General features: G+C 42.3%; 14 protein-coding genes and 1 pseudogene. 4 read left to right on the top strand and 11 right to left on the bottom strand.

Annotation, left to right across the window (positions count from 1 at the left end; genetic code table 11):
• Positions 1-104: 104 nt before the first annotated feature.
• The 4 genes and pseudogenes from OCU90_RS07060 to OCU90_RS07075 all read right to left on the bottom strand — a co-directional run bounded on the left by OCU90_RS07060 (position 105) and on the right by OCU90_RS07075 (position 3850).
• The gene (locus OCU90_RS07060) at positions 105-1724 is read right to left on the bottom strand and encodes an endonuclease (protein WP_061026066.1); all 1620 of its coding nucleotides are present in this window, start codon (positions 1722-1724) and stop codon (positions 105-107) included.
• Positions 1725-2156: 432 nt separating this feature from the next.
• Positions 2157-2246 (bottom strand): annotated as a pseudogene (locus OCU90_RS07065) (Lrp/AsnC family transcriptional regulator); the annotation flags it as partial.
• A 128-nt stretch (positions 2247-2374) separates the two neighbouring features.
• Positions 2375-3382, bottom strand: a complete 1008-nt coding sequence (locus tag OCU90_RS07070; RefSeq protein WP_081090035.1) for a tetratricopeptide repeat protein — start codon at positions 3380-3382, stop codon at positions 2375-2377.
• Between the two features lie 159 nt (positions 3383-3541).
• Positions 3542-3850, bottom strand: coding sequence for a hypothetical protein (locus OCU90_RS07075; RefSeq protein ID WP_240513426.1), 309 nt, complete (start codon positions 3848-3850; stop codon positions 3542-3544).
• 246 nt (positions 3851-4096) lie between these two features.
• Here OCU90_RS07075 and OCU90_RS07080 point away from each other — a divergent pair.
• Positions 4097-5631 (top strand): IS3 family transposase gene (locus tag OCU90_RS07080; protein WP_391781982.1). Its coding sequence is split into 2 segments (ribosomal slippage): positions 4097-4550 and positions 4550-5631, totalling 1536 coding nucleotides; the frame shifts between segments, so codons are not numbered across the junction.
• A 312-nt stretch (positions 5632-5943) separates the two neighbouring features.
• Here the strand turns inward: OCU90_RS07080 and OCU90_RS07085 are convergent.
• Positions 5944-6399 carry an Lrp/AsnC family transcriptional regulator gene (locus OCU90_RS07085; RefSeq protein WP_061025354.1) on the bottom strand — a complete coding sequence of 152 codons (456 nt, stop codon included), beginning with the start codon at positions 6397-6399 and terminating at the stop codon, positions 5944-5946.
• Between the two features lie 142 nt (positions 6400-6541).
• Between OCU90_RS07085 and OCU90_RS07090 the strand changes: the two genes are divergently transcribed.
• Entirely contained in the window at positions 6542-8353 is a 1812-nt protein-coding gene (locus tag OCU90_RS07090; protein ID WP_061025352.1) for a PLP-dependent transferase, read from the top strand.
• 209 nt (positions 8354-8562) lie between these two features.
• Here the strand turns inward: OCU90_RS07090 and OCU90_RS07095 are convergent, their stop codons facing one another.
• From OCU90_RS07095 to OCU90_RS07110, 4 genes are all read right to left on the bottom strand, one after another.
• Positions 8563-9087 carry a MerR family transcriptional regulator gene (locus OCU90_RS07095; RefSeq protein ID WP_017094325.1) on the bottom strand — a complete coding sequence of 175 codons (525 nt, stop codon included), beginning with the start codon at positions 9085-9087 and terminating at the stop codon, positions 8563-8565.
• Positions 9081-9947, bottom strand: coding sequence for a DMT family transporter (locus OCU90_RS07100; RefSeq protein WP_061025350.1), 867 nt, complete (start codon positions 9945-9947; stop codon positions 9081-9083). Before OCU90_RS07100 ends, OCU90_RS07095 begins: the two co-directional genes overlap by 7 nt.
• A 302-nt stretch (positions 9948-10249) precedes the next feature.
• On the bottom strand, positions 10250-11143 hold the full coding sequence (locus OCU90_RS07105) for a nuclear transport factor 2 family protein (RefSeq protein ID WP_061025348.1): 894 nt from the start codon (positions 11141-11143) through the stop codon (positions 10250-10252).
• 452 nt (positions 11144-11595) lie between these two features.
• Positions 11596-12438: a LysR family transcriptional regulator gene (locus OCU90_RS07110; RefSeq protein WP_017085524.1), complete on the bottom strand. Its 843-nt coding sequence runs from the start codon at positions 12436-12438 to the stop codon at positions 11596-11598.
• Positions 12439-12631: 193 nt separating this feature from the next.
• Between OCU90_RS07110 and OCU90_RS07115 the strand changes: the two genes are divergently transcribed.
• Complete coding sequence (locus OCU90_RS07115) at positions 12632-13021, top strand: DOPA 4,5-dioxygenase family protein (RefSeq protein ID WP_061025346.1); 390 nt, start codon at positions 12632-12634, stop codon at positions 13019-13021.
• A gap of 256 nt (positions 13022-13277) precedes the next feature.
• On the opposite strand, the gene OCU90_RS07120 is transcribed toward OCU90_RS07115, so the two are convergent.
• Both OCU90_RS07120 and accD read right to left on the bottom strand, forming a co-directional pair.
• The gene (locus tag OCU90_RS07120) at positions 13278-13523 is read right to left on the bottom strand and encodes a hypothetical protein (RefSeq protein ID WP_061025344.1); all 246 of its coding nucleotides are present in this window, start codon (positions 13521-13523) and stop codon (positions 13278-13280) included.
• A 320-nt stretch (positions 13524-13843) separates the two neighbouring features.
• A complete protein-coding gene (gene accD, locus OCU90_RS07125) occupies positions 13844-14710 on the bottom strand; it encodes an acetyl-CoA carboxylase, carboxyltransferase subunit beta (RefSeq protein WP_061025342.1) in 867 nt (288 codons plus the stop codon).
• A 121-nt stretch (positions 14711-14831) separates the two neighbouring features.
• Here accD and OCU90_RS07130 point away from each other — a divergent pair, with 121 nt between their 5' ends.
• Positions 14832-15737: a LysR family transcriptional regulator gene (locus OCU90_RS07130; RefSeq protein WP_181359820.1), complete on the top strand. Its 906-nt coding sequence runs from the start codon at positions 14832-14834 to the stop codon at positions 15735-15737.
• Positions 15738-15800 lie beyond the last annotated feature (63 nt).

Below are 15800 nucleotides of genomic sequence, written 5' to 3' on the forward strand. Positions count from 1 at the left end.
ATTTTAAGTCATGCTCTCTAATGCCCATCAATAAAAAAGCCCAAACAAAGGATTGGGCTCAATTCAATAATCATTAAACCATTGTCATGGTGGTTATATTCCGATTAATTTCCCCAGATTTGGCTTACAAACTCTGGATGGTCAATAAACGGATTACGATTCCCTTGGAAATCATGTACCGCTTTATTTCGGTCGATTTCTTTTTGGCTTACTGGATCTTCAGAATGCCAACGCTTTAGCATAGTAAGTAGCCAAGGTTCAAAAACGGTTGTATTGGTTCCATCCAGAGCGGCATCCGAGCTTGTAGAGTTTCCTTCCCAATTAGCGATTTCATTTTCATAGCGTGTTGCCATGTAGAAATATGCTCTTGCGAAATCACCTTTAAACTCATCAATTGGCTCAAACACCGTACCTGCATAACCAAGAGAGTTTGCTGCACTGCCTAATTTAGAACCATTGCTTGATGTGTATGTTGCACTACTTACCTCACCAAATGGCCAATTACTACGTTTCGAGTTAACGTAGCCGTCAGTGGCAAATAAATGGTGACCGTCAGAGTTCATTGGCTCGACTTTCCCACCAAACCAGCTTTTCGGGAATGAGTGCTCACGGTTGTAGCAATCACCTTCTTTGCTGTATTGACCACATTGATCGGCCACCTTAGTAAATTGGATTGAATCTGAGCCTGAAGGTTTTTCCGAATACATATCGAGAATCGACCCATCAGTGTCATAGTATGCGTCTAGGTCAGCCTCAGACACTAATGTCCAAATAGCGGTGTAACCCTGACTACTATGATTATCAATAATTTGATATAAGGCCGTTTTTAACGCAAAGCCCACTTTGCCTTCAGCGTCTTTGTAATACTCACCTAACACTGGTGGTTCAGTTGGTGGTGTAGTCGTTGAGCCACCAATCGTAAATTCTGTACTCTGACTTGCTTGGAAATTACCACCAGATGCCACAACGGTCCCGTTTACCGACAAACTGTATGAACCATTCCCCACACTGCAGCACATTCCATCTCCATAAGAGTCTGAGACTTCTAGGATGTAGCTACCATCCGCTAAACACATTTCCACTTCATTGTTGGTGTTACTTTGATAGTCTGAACCAGAATAAAGAGTTTGAGAAACTGAGTTTTTGAGAGACCAACTGGTTTCAGAGCCATAGTTATCCGTCACTAGCGTGAGTGCGGCACTTGTGTCATTGCAGCTTTGTGTTGGTGGAGTCTCCGTAGGCTGAAAGTTATCTAAATACACCACTTCCGAACCATCAAAACCTGCATCATCATAAAATCGTATGCCCACAACGATATCTTTAGTGCTCGTAGCGCTGTACGAGTGAGTCAATGCTTGCCACTGATTCGTTAAACCATTATTCGAGTAGCCTAAATAGCCATCAACAAAAAGGCGAGCTTTCACGTTACCTTCAGTGTGATAAACATCGACAGAGAAATCATAAGTTTTCCCTTGTTCAACACTTATCGTTTGCAGAAAATCAGTATTACTTTGAGTACTTGTATTCACTGTGACTTGTGCAGAGAAACTGCCGTTATTGACAGGGTCGGTAGAGGGTGATACCGCAATGCCGGAATCAATTACACTCCATCCAGATGGTACGTTTCCTTCCCAGTTTTCGAAACTTCCATTTTGGATTTGTGCATGCGCACTCGCTGAACAAAGTAATGCAACGCCACTTAGTGTTATTATTCTATTTATCATATAACCTTCTGTTTAATCGGATAAAAACCAACTAAGCTTAGAAAGTAATCAAAAGATGAATGGAGATAAACATCACATTTATAAATGTATGTAACATTACTTTTATTAATATATGTGATGTAAAGCAATGTGATATCGACCTGTCTAATGCTTTCACACGCTAGATTATTGAAATAAGGTTCATCTTGGCTTTCAGGGAAAAGACGCGATGAACCAAAAATAAGCACTTATCCACAAGCCCTGCCTATAGTAAATGTAACCTCTACTAAAGTTCGATCCAGCCCTTACCTAACCAACTGAAAATTATGCGCACAATTCAGTTTGGTTCTGATTTTTAGTTGAAGACCGTGCAAGCACATATTGCTTCCGACTCAAGGCATGAGGAAGATCAGCCTCTAGCGCCCCTTAAACCCAAACAACAGCGTCACACATTTATCTCACGGAAAGCTTGGTCTTAGTTTTTACCAGACCGAAGGCGAAGCTGGATTCAATAGAAGCAATATTGGGCAGGTGAGTTAATTGCCCTGTAGATAGAATTAAGGCCTCGCGTGTGCGAGGCCTTAGTTTTGAAGCTATTACAATAAACCGATCTCTAACAGGTAATTGGGTAGAAGCGTTCTAGTCCATACCAATTAGAGTCGTTATTATCCTTACCAGATATCTTCAATTAAAGAGTCTTTGAGTTGCTCAGCAGCGGCAATGTTTTCTTTCGACATGTATTGCTTAACGTCAATTATCTCTTTCTCTGCATCAGAGTTTCCGTATTCCTGCGCGATTTCAAACCATGCTAACGCTTTAACAAAATCGCTCCATGTTCCGTGGCCATTACGGTAAGCGTAACCAACGGAATATTGACCATAATCGTTGCCCTGCATTGCGGCGCGAGTGTAATACTCTAATGCTTTTTTTGCGTCTGTAGTTTTGAAACCACACGGTTTTTTGTATCGAGTAGAAGAGTAAATATCACCCATCTTCACGTAGGAAAGTGTATGTTCATCTTCTTCAATGGCGTTGCTAAATAATTGCATCGCTTTAGAGCAACTCTTTTCAACGCCTTGTCCATTTAGGTAAGAAATACCCAAGTTGTACATGGCACTTGCATCGCCTAAGTTTGCCGATTGCTCAAACCAATAAGCAGATTTTGAGAAGTCTTGAGCGACGCCTTGACCTTCATCGTATGAAAATGCGAGTTGATACATAGCGTCAGAATAACCAGCTTGCGCAGAAGCGAGGTAATAGTCGTTGCCTTTCTTAAGGTCGACAGGTGTACCTTCGCCATCAAAATACATCACGCCTAATGAGTAGAGCGCATAAGGGTCTTTACTTGGTTCCGCTTTATGGTACCAAGCCAGTGCTTTTTCGTACTGCTCGTCGTAGTAATACTTATCTGCTAAGGTAATGATTGCTTTCACCTCACCAGACTCCGCGAGTTGATTCATGTACTCATAACCGCGTTCTAGGTTTTCTTCATACATTGAATCTTCAATCAGAAGGTTAGCAGCCTGCATCAGCAATTCGTTATCGCTAGAGTTTTCTGCCGCCTTTAACAATGCGAGCTCTTTGCTCTCAAAAGCTTCAATCTCAAGATCGTATGCAAAAGTATTAGCTGACAACAGCAACGACAGTGACGTTAAAAAAGTACAACTTTGTTTCATCATTCAAGCCATTTATTATATTAGTTAAGTTTCACATAAATATAACAAGGTAGCCTTGAAAAAAAAGGAGTTTTTCGGAATGTCGGTCTCTAGATTTACTACAATGAGATCTAGGGCTTTTCCGAGTGCTAGAGCACCAGAATCGTTTAGCGAAGTTACTTTCTATGGAACATTAGTAAACACACAATATTCTTGAAAAACATGATCCTTTTGAGCTCTGCTCATTTTTGTACATACATCGAGCAGGTGCTTGTAGATGTCAACTCTCCCTTCAAAAAAGTCATGTATTAAACTCAAATTCCCATTTGTCAGTTTTGGATAAAAGTATGCTGAGTAGTAACTTCCGTTATTATCAAACTCAATTTCAACAATGATATTCTCAGCATGAAGCTCAGTTACATCCAACATATCTACTAAAGCCGGCTTTGTTTCATAAAATTTTGCTGTTAGCGGATTTAAATATACTGACATTAATCTAGCAGACTCTGTTGTTATTATTTCTATATCTTTCGAGTCGGTGGTGCGGTTAACTTTGAACTTGATAACATAGGCTTCTGGAGATGGATGCCATAAAATAGAAGCTAAACAAATAGACCTCGTTTCTTCTACTCTTTCACATGCAAGACTGTTTTCTAAATCAGGCTGGCTAACAACCCCTATCTGGCAGGGTAGTTGTCACTGTTAAAATTTAACCAGTTTGGGCGATAAAGAGTAATTGTGTCTCGTATCTCAATGGAAAGAAAAGAAGCTATATTGAAGAAGCTGTTGCCTCCCTATTCGATGTCAGTTAAAGAAGTGTCGGAAGAGGAAGGAATTAGCACTGCAACCCTGTATCATTGGCGCCAGCAACTCAGACGTTCAGGAGCCGCCGTGCCAAATAGCAACACTTCATCAGAGCAGTGGTCTGCTCAAACTAAACTCGCCATTGTCGCTGAAACTTACTCAATGACAGAAAGTGAACTCAGCCAATATTGTCGTGAAAAAGGTCTTTTTCCAGAACAAATCCAAAGCTGGCGCAGCGAATGTATGCAAGGGTTTAAGTCGAGTAAAGAGCAGGAAGCTGAAGCAAAGAAGCAGGCGAAAGCTGACAAACTTGAAATCAAAGAGTTAAAGAAAGATTTACGACTCAAAGAAAAAGCACTCGCTGAAACGGCCGCCCTCTTGGTACTCAGAAAAAAGCTGAGAGCCTTTTACGGGGAAGAGCCAGAGGACGACTAACCTCAACCGATGAAAGGCAGACCATAGTGACTCTTATCCTTGAAGCGAAGCAATGCGGATGTCGTTTAGAGCCAGCTTGCCATGAAGTTCAAATTGACTTGAGAACGTATCGTCGCTGGTATCAGCAAGGTGAAGTTCAAGCTGACAGAAGGCCGATATGCATCAGACCTGAGCCTGTTAACAAGCTCTCGCAGGAAGAGCGTGATGCGATTATCGAGGTGTGTAACCGCTCTGAGTTCGCAAGCTTGCCTCCAACTCAAATCGTCCCGACACTGCTTGATAGAGGTGAGTATATCGCCTCTGAGTCGAGCTACTACCGAGTGCTGAGTATGCAGGGGCAACTTCACAAACGAGGTCGTCAGCGGAGCAGACAGAAGCAAGCGAAGCCAACAAGTTACACAGCGACGGACTCGAATCAAGTCTATACGTGGGATATCACTTACTTACCTTCAAAAGTTCGAGGCCAACACTCTTACCTGTATGTCATTGAGGACATCTACAGTCGAAAAATTGTTGGTTATGAAGTGTATGAGCATGAATGCGGTGAGCTGGCGTCACAACTTCTGCAACGAACGTTGATGCGAGAGCAATGCTTTAATCAAGCGCTGGTTCTTCATTCAGATAATGGTGCGCCGATGAAGTCGTTGACGTTCAAAGCTAAAATGGAAGAGTTAGGTATAACCTCGTCATATAGTCGCCCAAGAGTCAGTGATGATAACCCTTATGTCGAGTCATTGTTCCGCACGGTAAAGTACATGCCAAGTTGGCCAGTAAAGGGCTTTGAAACTCTCGACAGTAGTCGAAGTTGGGTTGAAGCCTTCGTACGCTGGTACAACACCGAGCACAAGCACAGTAAGCTAAATTACGTCACGCCTTCAGAGCGTCACAATGGAAAAGATAAAGAGATCTTGAAGCGTCGTGCTGAGGTATTGTTCGCTGCAAAAGAGCAAAATCCTGAACGCTGGCCTGGTGATATCAGAAACTGTGAACCTGTTGGTGACGTTCATCTAAATCCAGAAAGAGAAGCTGCTTAATAAGCAAGCAAATGATGACAACTACCTTGAAAAACACCGCAACGATATAGTCATTACTGGTTATAGCCATCGTTGAACTGCCAAAAAACAAGAAAAACAGTATCACTATTAAATGCACAAAATTCATTTTTAGCTATCGCCGCCTAAGGATTGGGTGAATGGGCTTTATATAGATATTATGAGACCTTTCATTTTAAATTTAAATCAATTACTTAGTAAGTTTATAGGTCACAATGAAAATATGTAACTCTTGCTACGTTGCTTCATGTCAGTCTCTAGCACTCCTCAAACCCAAATAGCTGCGCCCTGCATTTATCTCACGGGCAGCTTGGTCTTAGTTTTTACCTGACCGAAGGCGAAGCTGGATTCAATAGAAGCAATATTGGGCAGGCGGGTTAACTGTTTGCGGATGAACTGCTCGTAGCTTTTGAGTGATTCACTGACTACATGCAATAGGTAGTCGTGATTGCCTGTCATCAAAAAGCACTCTAACACTTCATCAATCGCTTCAATGTGCTGCTCAAAGTCTCGCATATTCTCTTCAGTTGGCTTGTCAAGTTTCACCAACACAAACACATTCACAGGCAAGCCGCATGCTTCTTGGTCGACACTGGCGTGATAGCCGCGAATAATCCCTTGTTTCTCTAATGAGCGAACTCGACGCAAGCAAGGAGAGGGTGACAGTGCCACGCGATCGGCTAACTCTTGATTAGTCAGGCGGGCGTTGCTTTGCAGTTCAGCCAGTATTTTCTTGTCGATCTCGTCCATTGGCATATTCCATCAATATTGAATTTTATTCGGCAATATTATTGCTCAAAGTGTATGTCTTACTTCGCAGATAGCAATTTTTAGCATCTGCACAAAACTAAAATTAAAGGAGGAACAACAAGCATGGAATGACTTAGGAATTATGAATACATCAACTCAACTTAGCCCGCTGCGTAAAACAACCAAACATGAACAAGCAGAAGCCCTTGCCATTGAGCAAGCAAAGCATTTTGGTATCGACCCAAACAGTGATTACGGCGTCACGTTGATCGAACTGGCGACGACACTGTACAAAGCCAATACCAAGACACACGATCTTTGGGCATTGACGGTTGATGGACTTTCAGAACTCGACAAGAGTGACCGAATCGCATGGTTTAACGCCAAACGTTTCTTGTCATTCCAGATCGCTAAGATCCTCGACAACCTGCAAAACCCAATGCGTGCTACTTACCAATCTATTGCCACCAATAATGGCAATTTTGCGTCTAAAGGTGCGTATCCTATCTTCGATAATGTCGCTGCTATTTTCTCTGCCAGCCCCGTAATTACGCGCACTGCAACGTATTTGTTTGCGTGTACAGAATGGATTGAAGATGCGTTCAACGGTAAAGAGCCGCTGCACGATATTTACTCTCGACTGCTTAATCCAACATCGATTTCACTGGCTAATCACATGGTTGATATTGAGGCAGGTTCTAGAGCCAACGAGTACCTCGCATGGAACTTTAACTCGGGGATGGCGGCCATTGATGGGTTGTTGAGCCATTTACTTGGACATGAAGACATAGTCTTGGCTTCACGTAACATCTATGGCGGTTCTTATCAGCTGTTGGAAGATTGGTTTGGCAAGCCTTCAAACCTGAACATTGCGGTAGAGTGGGTCGATGGTTATTCCGGTGATGAGTTTGCGACTCGCCTTGATGAGGTTGCCGAAAAATACGCGGGTCGCCTCGCCGCGGGTAAGAAAATCTACGTTTACCTTGAGTCACCGTGTAACCCACATGGATACGTGTTAGATGTCGCCAGTATCAGTAAAGCTGGTCACTCTCGCGGTTGGGATGTGATTGTTGACTCAACAGTGGGGACTCCATTGCTGCATCCAGTACTAAAACGCGACGATGTGGCGGAAAGACCCGATTATGTCATTCACTCTTACACCAAAGAACTGGCGGGTTCAGGCACCACAACCGCTGGAGTTGTGATTGGCCGCAACGAGACCATGTTTATTCCAAAAGGAGAGGAGGTCACTTTCACCAAGTCCAACGGCGATGAGGTCACCATTCCATGGAACGAAACGCTGTTTTGGAATGTGTACTACATTAAGGGCGCATTCCTAGACGCAGATAAAGCGTTTGAAGTGCTTAATGGCATGAAAACCTATGAGATGCGAGTGGTGCAAAAAACGATTAATACACTGACTCTGGCGAAGATCTTCGATGCCCACCCTGACATCAATGTGTCGTGTCCAGCTTTGCCAGACAGCGATAACTATGAACACTGCCAGAACAACATGTACTTGGGTTTACCAGCGGCGCTTTTCACAATCGATATGGAAGGTAACGGCGACCGTGCCCCAATCAATCGAGATGGGTTTAAACAGTTCTTCGACATGCTTGAGCCAGCAATCGGCATGCAAGTGAGCTTAGGGCAAACCAACACCGTGGCCTTGTGCCCAGCACTGACCACGCACTCAGAGCTCAGCGATGAAGCGTTAAATGAAGCAGGTATCAAACCGACCACAATGCGTATCTCTATTGGCTTAGAAGATCCTCGAATGTTCATCGCTCACATTATCGAGGCCGCTAAATTGTCGATTGACCGCAAACACGCAGACTTCTCATCGAGTTTCCCGAGTGGTGACAGTATCGATGAAATCTATATGCAAACCTATATGGATGTACACCAGAGGTTTGTGAAGAGCTTGCCGAAGTTCAGTCAGCTTACTCAGTAACTTAGGTCAGTAAGGACAGTTAACAAGAGGAGTCAGTGAAGTAGGGTAGCTGTAAACGTTAAATGAAAAACGTAAGGCCTCGCGTGTGCGAGGCCTTTTGGGTTTTAGGTAGCAGCATAAACCAACCTAGAACAAATCCTAGAAAAATGCGTCGATGAATCACCTAATAGCCTTTAACTCGTGGAATGTGGGCAAATCATTTCAACACCTCACGGCTTTCGTGACCACGCCCTTATTTGCTCAATTTCATCTTCATCGATATTTAAAGATTGAAGGAATTTGAGATGTCCTAGTGGCTCCATCTGCTCAAAGCGTTTGTGCCAATTGATCATACCCTGTTCATCCATTCCTGATTCTTTAAGTATTTCTGTCCAACGTTCTTTGGTGAGTAGGCCTTGATTAAGAAGTTCAGGTTCTTTGAGTAAAGCCATTATGGATTGTTGCTGCTGGCGCAACTTTTGAATTTCTAGATCGAGGGCAGCAAACTGTTGTCTTAGTACCACATCTCGGTCTTCATCTTGAGATTGCTGTAGCAGGCTCTCAATCTCACTGACAGGAATACCATAAGAACGATAGGCAAGTATTGCTCTAAACCTTTCAAGCTCTCGTTCGCCATATTGGCGATAACCGTTAGATGCTCTAGCCGCGGGAGTGATTAGCCCCTTTCGCTCGTAGTAGAGAACCGTTGTTCGAGATACCTCAAGTTGCTCACAAAATTGTTTGATGCTCAACACTTAGGGCTATCCTCTTTGGTGGTTTGATAGTGAGACCAAATCAATGGAATCAATGCACTAGTAAGAATAATCAGTGCGCCAATCATTGACCATAAATCAGGAATTTCAGAAAAGACAACTAAGCCAATAATAAGCGAATAGATAATCTTTACATACTCAACATTGGCAATGATGTTGGCTTGCGCCCATTTATATGCAGAGATACCAACATACTGAGCAAACGAAGAGATGAGGCCAACTAACAGCAGTAAAATAAAGTCTTCGACTGTTGGCGTGCGCCATAAGTAAAGGGTTGGTATTAATGTCATCAAACCAATTGCCAGAGCTTGGTATGCCATCAATGTTATCTTTGGTTCGCTCTGTGCAACTTTCCTTACACACACTACCGCTATCGACGCGCCCAGCGCGGCAATCACGCCAGATAAAACATAAAGGCTATGGCTTGCAGCAAAGGTCGGTCGAACAACCGTCATTACCCCGATAAATCCAACCACAATCGTGAAAATTCGACTGCTGGAGATTTGCTCTGCCAATACGAAATGAGCGATTAAAGCCACAAAAAGTACCTGCAAGAAACCGAGTGCTGTTGCGTCAGCAAATGGAATATTGCTCACTGAAATAAAGCCAAAATATAGAGCGGTAAAAGCGCCTAGTGTTCTTAGTAGGTGAAGCGATATTTTGTTGGGCTTAAGTAGTACACCAATATTTTTGCTGATCGCAGGCATGAGCAATAACATAAAAATGAACTGGCGAAAGAACAGGATCTGAAAGGTGTCATAGTCTGTGCTGAGCTGTCGAACAAATACCCCAACGATCGTAAACAGTGCTGTAGATATAAGGGCAAGAGTGATCCCTTTCATTGTCGATGGTAGATGGTCGAAAAGATGAAAGATCTTTGACTGCTGTAAGTCTCGTAATTGGTACAACGAAATGTGCCTCTTTAGTCATGATAAGCATAAGGCTAATCATTCTAAAGTCGTTACCTGTAGACAGGTCAAGTGGTATGAGTGGTCAACGGCTAGAAAAAGAAATTAGCCACAGAGGTGGCTATATTCAAATGTTAATTGGTCATTTTCTATAAAATAAGGCAAATATGAGCGGAAAAAGTAGTTTTTTGGACAACACTGATGTTGAGCACTTTTTCCACTCAATGAAGCTGCAATTAACGTTGGCTAGGGTAACCAAACACATCGTTCTCGTTGGCTGACTCTCCAGTTTGAGTTTCTGCAATATCCCAATGCTCTACTATTTTCCCTTCGCTATTAAAGCGGAAGATATCAATGTAACCAACACCTAAATCGTCTTTTTTACCTAGGTCAGTTTGCTTAGAATGAACAAGAACCATGTCACCCATCGCGATTGTTTTTGCTATCTCCGTTTTTAGCTTGGTCCCGTTACTGTTTAAGTAATCAAGGTAACCAACCAATGCTTTTCTACCATTTGGAACCTCTGGGTTGTGTTGAATGTAGGTTTCGCTAGAAATATACTTTTTTAACGCACTTGTATCCGCTGGGTTATCAAAGCTTTTCAACACAGCAATGGCTCTGCCTCGATTACGCTCGATGTCTTGAGTTGCATCATAGATATTCGCGTCTGGCCCTTGGTACATGGTATTTTTGTTTTCAGATTTTTCTGGAACTTGTTGGTAGTGATCCCAATGCTCTACCAGCATGCCATTTTCTTCTCTCCAGATATCAACATAAACATATTCCGCACCGTCTGAAGTTGTCCAAACAGAGTGTATTGCGACATAAGGACCTTCTGCAATGGTACGATAGATATCTACTTTCACGCCAGGATCAGCAGTTAACTCGCCAGCTACCGCTTTAATCAGTTCTGCTGGTCCATCGCCATAAGCGGTAGCGTGTTGGATGTAAGTGTCACCAACGTACTTTCCAAAGTTGTTCAAATTCCTATAAACCAGTACATCTTCATAGAAGCCTTCCGCTAGTTTAATAGATTGATTAGTTTGAGCATCAATGGTGCTTAGGTTAGCAAAGCTTGGGGCAGTAAATAGACAAACAGCCATTCCGATTGCAACAGATTTAATAGACATGATTCTTCCTTTTTAGGTTTGTTTTGTTTGAGCTCCTGTATGCTAGCCAGTCTAATTAATTAAAAAAATAGGGCATTATTCATACTTCTCATGAACAAATTCGATTGGTTGTGGTGAGGTGAGGTGAGGTGGTTGTGGCGAGGTGGTTGGTGAAGTCTATTATCTACATCTACATCTACATCTACATCTACATCTAGATCTAGATCTAATGATGGTCACGGGATACTGGCTGGGATCTGATAACTATTTATTTTAAAAGGCGAATCAGAGCAATATAATTACTCTGAATAGATGAATAGATGAATAGATGAATAGATGAATAGATGAATAGATGAATAGGTGGGTTTAATACTCAGGCGTTTACTTGGTTTCAAAAAACAGAAACTTCATACCATGGTCGGTCTTTTTTAACATACAGCCAAAAAACTAAGAGTATCAATCCCAAATAATACTCACTGTAATCGATTTTTAAGCCAAGAATGACGCTCTGACTGCTTATTTCTATTGTGCCAGACTTTAACAATATTGAAGTGAGGAAGCTCAAAAGGTAAGGGGACCTGCTTAAAGTCTCTAAATAACGTTTCTGACAAGCGAGAAGGCATTGTCACTATGATGTTTGTATCTTTAATTAAAGACGCTATCGCCCCAAAACTCGGCGCACTAGCCACGATTTTTCTCTTCACTCCTCGTTTTTTAAGTATTGTGTCTATCTCGGTTTGGTGAGAGTGCTCAAAAGACATGATGGCGTGAGGTTTGGAACAATATTGCTCTATCGTTGTTGGCGGTGTTTGCTTTTGAGGGTTGTAAAAACAGACCTCTTGGTCAGAAAACAACTTAGTTTGAATTAAATCCGACTCGTTACTCGTTAGTTCTGGTGACAAAACAAAATCTACATCGCCAGACCGAAGTAATGAAGCCCACTGAAGTTGAGTTCTGGCTGGAGCTATGTGCAACGAGCTCATCGGCGCTGCTTTCTGGAAATCATGAAACATAGGTTTTATAACGGTTTCTATTTCATAGTCGTTAGCCGCGATGGAAAAAACTTTATCATCTATTAGTGGGTTGTATTGTTGTGAGCTTGCGAAGGCTTGCATCGCTATTACGATTTCTCTGGCCTTTTCAATAAGTTCTCCCGCCTTTGGCGTAGGCGCGATACCTCTTCCTGAAGTGACAAACAATTCATCTTTTACTATTTTGCGCAGTTGGTTAAGCCCATGGCTAACTGTTGATTGAGTCACCCCCATACTATCCGCTGCCTTTGTTACTGATTGGTGTTCATAAACGCTAATAAACATGCGAAGTAGTCGTCCATCCAACGTAGAGTAATCTAAAGTGTTCATAGGTAACATTTAACTTATGCAGTGTATTAATGATATAGGTTGTAACATACTCTTTCTCGATAAAACAGAACCAAAGATTGACTCACCGGAATGAACGATATTTTCGAGTTAATCGTGAATAAAGAATTCCAGTTTATAGAGGTATTTTATGCCCAGTTTCACTCCCCAATTACCAATTGCGTATGGTAATAACCAAGAAGCAATATCTTCTCCAAGGTTAAAAGGTTGGCATGCACATATTTATTTTAACGACCTTACCGAGCGAACGGCTCAAAGGGTAATTAACGATATAGCATTAGAAATTACAGATCTAAGACAAGGCCAACTTCATCGAAAATTGGTTGGCCCTCATCCCTGTTGGAGCTGTCAGCTTTACTTTAAACCAAATTTATTAAGTGACGTAGTTACTTGGTTGACGTTCAACCGAAAAGGCTTAACGATACTTTTTCACCCCATCAGTGGAAATGATTTGTTAGATCATAAAGATAGAGTTTTTTGGATGGGAGATGTCAAAGACCTAAATCTAGAGAATCTATAAAGCCCCAAATTTGTATCGATGATGAAAACAATGAAAACATGGAAAGAGGGGGGGAAGAATCAAAAGAAAGGAAGCGACTCGTTCAAATCCTGGATAAATTGCTCTGGGGGCAACGGTGACAGCAAGCGCTAACTGAAGAAAAAAGCTTTCGCTACAGCCCATGCTGTCAGCATGAAATGGTGTTTATTAAGGTCGCTCGACAGGGTAGTCGAAAGACTGTTGTTAGCGAACTTGGTCACGCCCTCTACTCATCCGCTTACTCTTTGGGCTGGTGACCCGTCTTCTTCGCAAATTTTTGCATAGCTTCGGCAAACGTAGTTGTTCCGCCTTTCGCTTTAACCTGAACCACCTTATATCCCAGGCTTTCTAGCGCTTGGCACTCTACTAAAACCGCTTTGTCATCTGGTTGACTGCCTTGCACAGGTTGATGAATGTAACAGCCTTCTAATTGACCATCTTCGACCAGCTGGTGGTGCTTCAGTGCATTGATATCAAAATTCATAGTAAGTCTTTTCGTTTAAAATGGAGAGTCTCTGTGGCAAAGACCACAAGTCTTAATAATTTTATGGTTTGTACCATACGGCATTTTAACTATAAGAAGCTAGTGAAAATACAGTAATCCAATGGAATGTGCTGGGTGCGGTTCGTATTCTCAATCTCTTATTGATTGTATGAAGAAAAGGAACTGAATACCGATCGTGATAAGTACGAGACAAGTGCGGCTTCAGTTTAGCGGCAAAGAATGTTCTCCCCCTCGGTCGTTAATCTAAAGAGATCGCTGAACTTCATTTTGGGAGGAGTTATAGGGCGAGGTGTAGTGGTCTAATGCTCGACTTGAATTTGTGTATTGGTCATCATCGCGATCAGTTTAGCTACTCGTTTACGCATGTCACGTCTATCAATAATCATGTCTAATGCGCCATGCTCTAATAGGAACTCACTCTGCTGAAAATCTTCAGGTAATTTTTCTCGTACCGTTTGTTCAATCACTCTTCGTCCGGCAAAACCAATTCTCGCTTTAGGTTCACCGATATTGATATCACCTAACATCACAATACTTGCCGATACACCGCCAAAAGTTTGATCGGTCAATACGGAGATATAAGGGAGCTTTGCATCTGATAGCCGTTTTAAAGCAGCACTCGTTTTTGCCATTTGCATTAAAGCCATCAGTGACTCTTGCATACGCGCTCCACCACAAGCCGAAAAGCATACCAATCCACAGTTAGCCTCGATGGCTGCATTAACAGCATCAACAAAGCGAGCGCCCACAACGGCACCCATTGAGCCAGCCATAAAAGAAAATTCGAAAGCGCACGCCACAACAGGCATCCCTAACAACTCTCCCTGCATCGCGACTATTGCATCTTTCTCACCTGTACTTTTTTGGGCTAGGGCAAGGCGCTCTGTGTAGCGTTTATTGTCTTTGAAACTGAGCAAATCTTTCGGCTCGTGTTGTTTGCCTAACTCAGTTTTCATACCTTTATCTAAAAAACTGTCTAAGCGACAGCGTGCCGACATCCTCATGTGGTGATCGCATTTTGGACATACCTCCAGATTTTCATTAAGGGCTATGCTGTACAGGATCTGGTCGCAAGAGGGGCATTTTGTCCATACGCCTTCTGGAATATTCGCTTTACGCGTACTGATTATATTTTTCTTATCTAATAGTTTTTCTATCCAACTCATTGGAAACCTTATCCAGTTCACTTTTAATGATGAGTATTGTATAAGCCTGTTTCTGGTAATAAAGTGGCTAATATTGGCTTTATAATCCAATTAGATGGGATTATTAGAATGGGTGGGATTAATGGGAATGCTTGAGAAGATTGATCAACAATGGCTAAAAAGTTTTCACTGTGTCTATGAGAACAATAGCTTTAAGAGAGCTGCAGAGTTTCTGTGTTTACCGACATCAAACGTCAGTCGTCATATCGCGTTGCTAGAAGAGCAGCTAGATGCTCGACTTTTTGATAGAACGACTCGCCGAATTTCTTCGACAGAAGCAGGGGACCACCTCTATCTACGAACTCAGCCATTGTTGGATAAACTCAACGATGCCCTTGAGGAGGTGACACAACACTCTCGTGAAGTCATAGGGCAACTCAATGTTTTAATGCCAGACTCACCTGACTTGGCCCAAGCCGTCGTTTCGTTTTGTACTCAATATCCATCTATTTCATTATGTTGTGATACGAGTATCAGCCCTAAAGAGGATCCGCTTGACGGGTTTGACGTTATTTTGAGTTTTCATCGAGGGAAACTAGAGGATAACAATTGGATAGCGAAAGAGATTAAGCGTTGGCCTAGTGTTGTTGTGGCTTCACCCAAACTTCTTCATACATCTTCTAAGCCTTTCAAGATTACGGATTTGAAACATGTACCTTGTATTAGCAGCTTTACCGCGTTAAATGGTACGCCATGGGTATTTAAGAACGAAACAGGTCCGGTAATTACTCAAAGAGTAAAATCTACATTTAAAGTGAATAGTGGACAACTCGCTAAAGCAGGTGCATTGGCTGGTTTGGGGTTTGCGATACTCCCTGCTGAATTTTGTCGCGATGAAATAGAGACTGGCTCTCTGGAAGTTATGACACTTGAATACAAACCTGAAGATTTGGTGCTGTACGCCTTTTATGCGTCGAGAAAGCACATAGCAAAAAAGGTTCCGATGTTCATTGAGCACTTAAAACATCAAGCGAATCTAGACGCGTAAAAATAACAGAAAATTCGGAGGCTAGGGGCTCTTCGCTAGGTTAGAGATGTACTCACTATTTAT

Origin of the sequence: Vibrio splendidus (genome assembly GCF_024347615.1) — a bacterium.
GTDB lineage: Bacteria > Pseudomonadota > Gammaproteobacteria > Enterobacterales > Vibrionaceae > Vibrio > Vibrio splendidus.

Bases quoted from the DNA above. Each gene is read 5' to 3' on its own strand.
- OCU90_RS07120 (WP_061025344.1), bottom strand. From the start codon at position 13,523: ATGAATTTTGATATCAATGCACTGAAGCACCACCAGCTGGTCGAAGAT.
- OCU90_RS07090 (WP_061025352.1), top strand. From the start codon at position 6,542: ATGAATACATCAACTCAACTTAGCCCGCTGCGTAAAACAACCAAACAT.
- OCU90_RS07085 (WP_061025354.1), bottom strand. From the start codon at position 6,399: ATGGACGAGATCGACAAGAAAATACTGGCTGAACTGCAAAGCAACGCC.
- OCU90_RS07110 (WP_017085524.1), bottom strand. From the start codon at position 12,438: ATGTTTATTAGCGTTTATGAACACCAATCAGTAACAAAGGCAGCGGAT.
- OCU90_RS07100 (WP_061025350.1), bottom strand. From the start codon at position 9,947: ATGAAAGGGATCACTCTTGCCCTTATATCTACAGCACTGTTTACGATC.
- OCU90_RS07070 (WP_081090035.1), bottom strand. From the start codon at position 3,382: ATGATGAAACAAAGTTGTACTTTTTTAACGTCACTGTCGTTGCTGTTG.
- OCU90_RS07130 (WP_181359820.1), top strand. From the start codon at position 14,832: ATGGGAATGCTTGAGAAGATTGATCAACAATGGCTAAAAAGTTTTCAC.
- OCU90_RS07060 (WP_061026066.1), bottom strand. From the start codon at position 1,724: ATGATAAATAGAATAATAACACTAAGTGGCGTTGCATTACTTTGTTCA.
- accD (WP_061025342.1), bottom strand. From the start codon at position 14,710: ATGAGTTGGATAGAAAAACTATTAGATAAGAAAAATATAATCAGTACG.
- OCU90_RS07105 (WP_061025348.1), bottom strand. From the start codon at position 11,143: ATGTCTATTAAATCTGTTGCAATCGGAATGGCTGTTTGTCTATTTACT.
- OCU90_RS07075 (WP_240513426.1), bottom strand. From the start codon at position 3,850: ATGTCAGTATATTTAAATCCGCTAACAGCAAAATTTTATGAAACAAAG.
- OCU90_RS07115 (WP_061025346.1), top strand. From the start codon at position 12,632: ATGCCCAGTTTCACTCCCCAATTACCAATTGCGTATGGTAATAACCAA.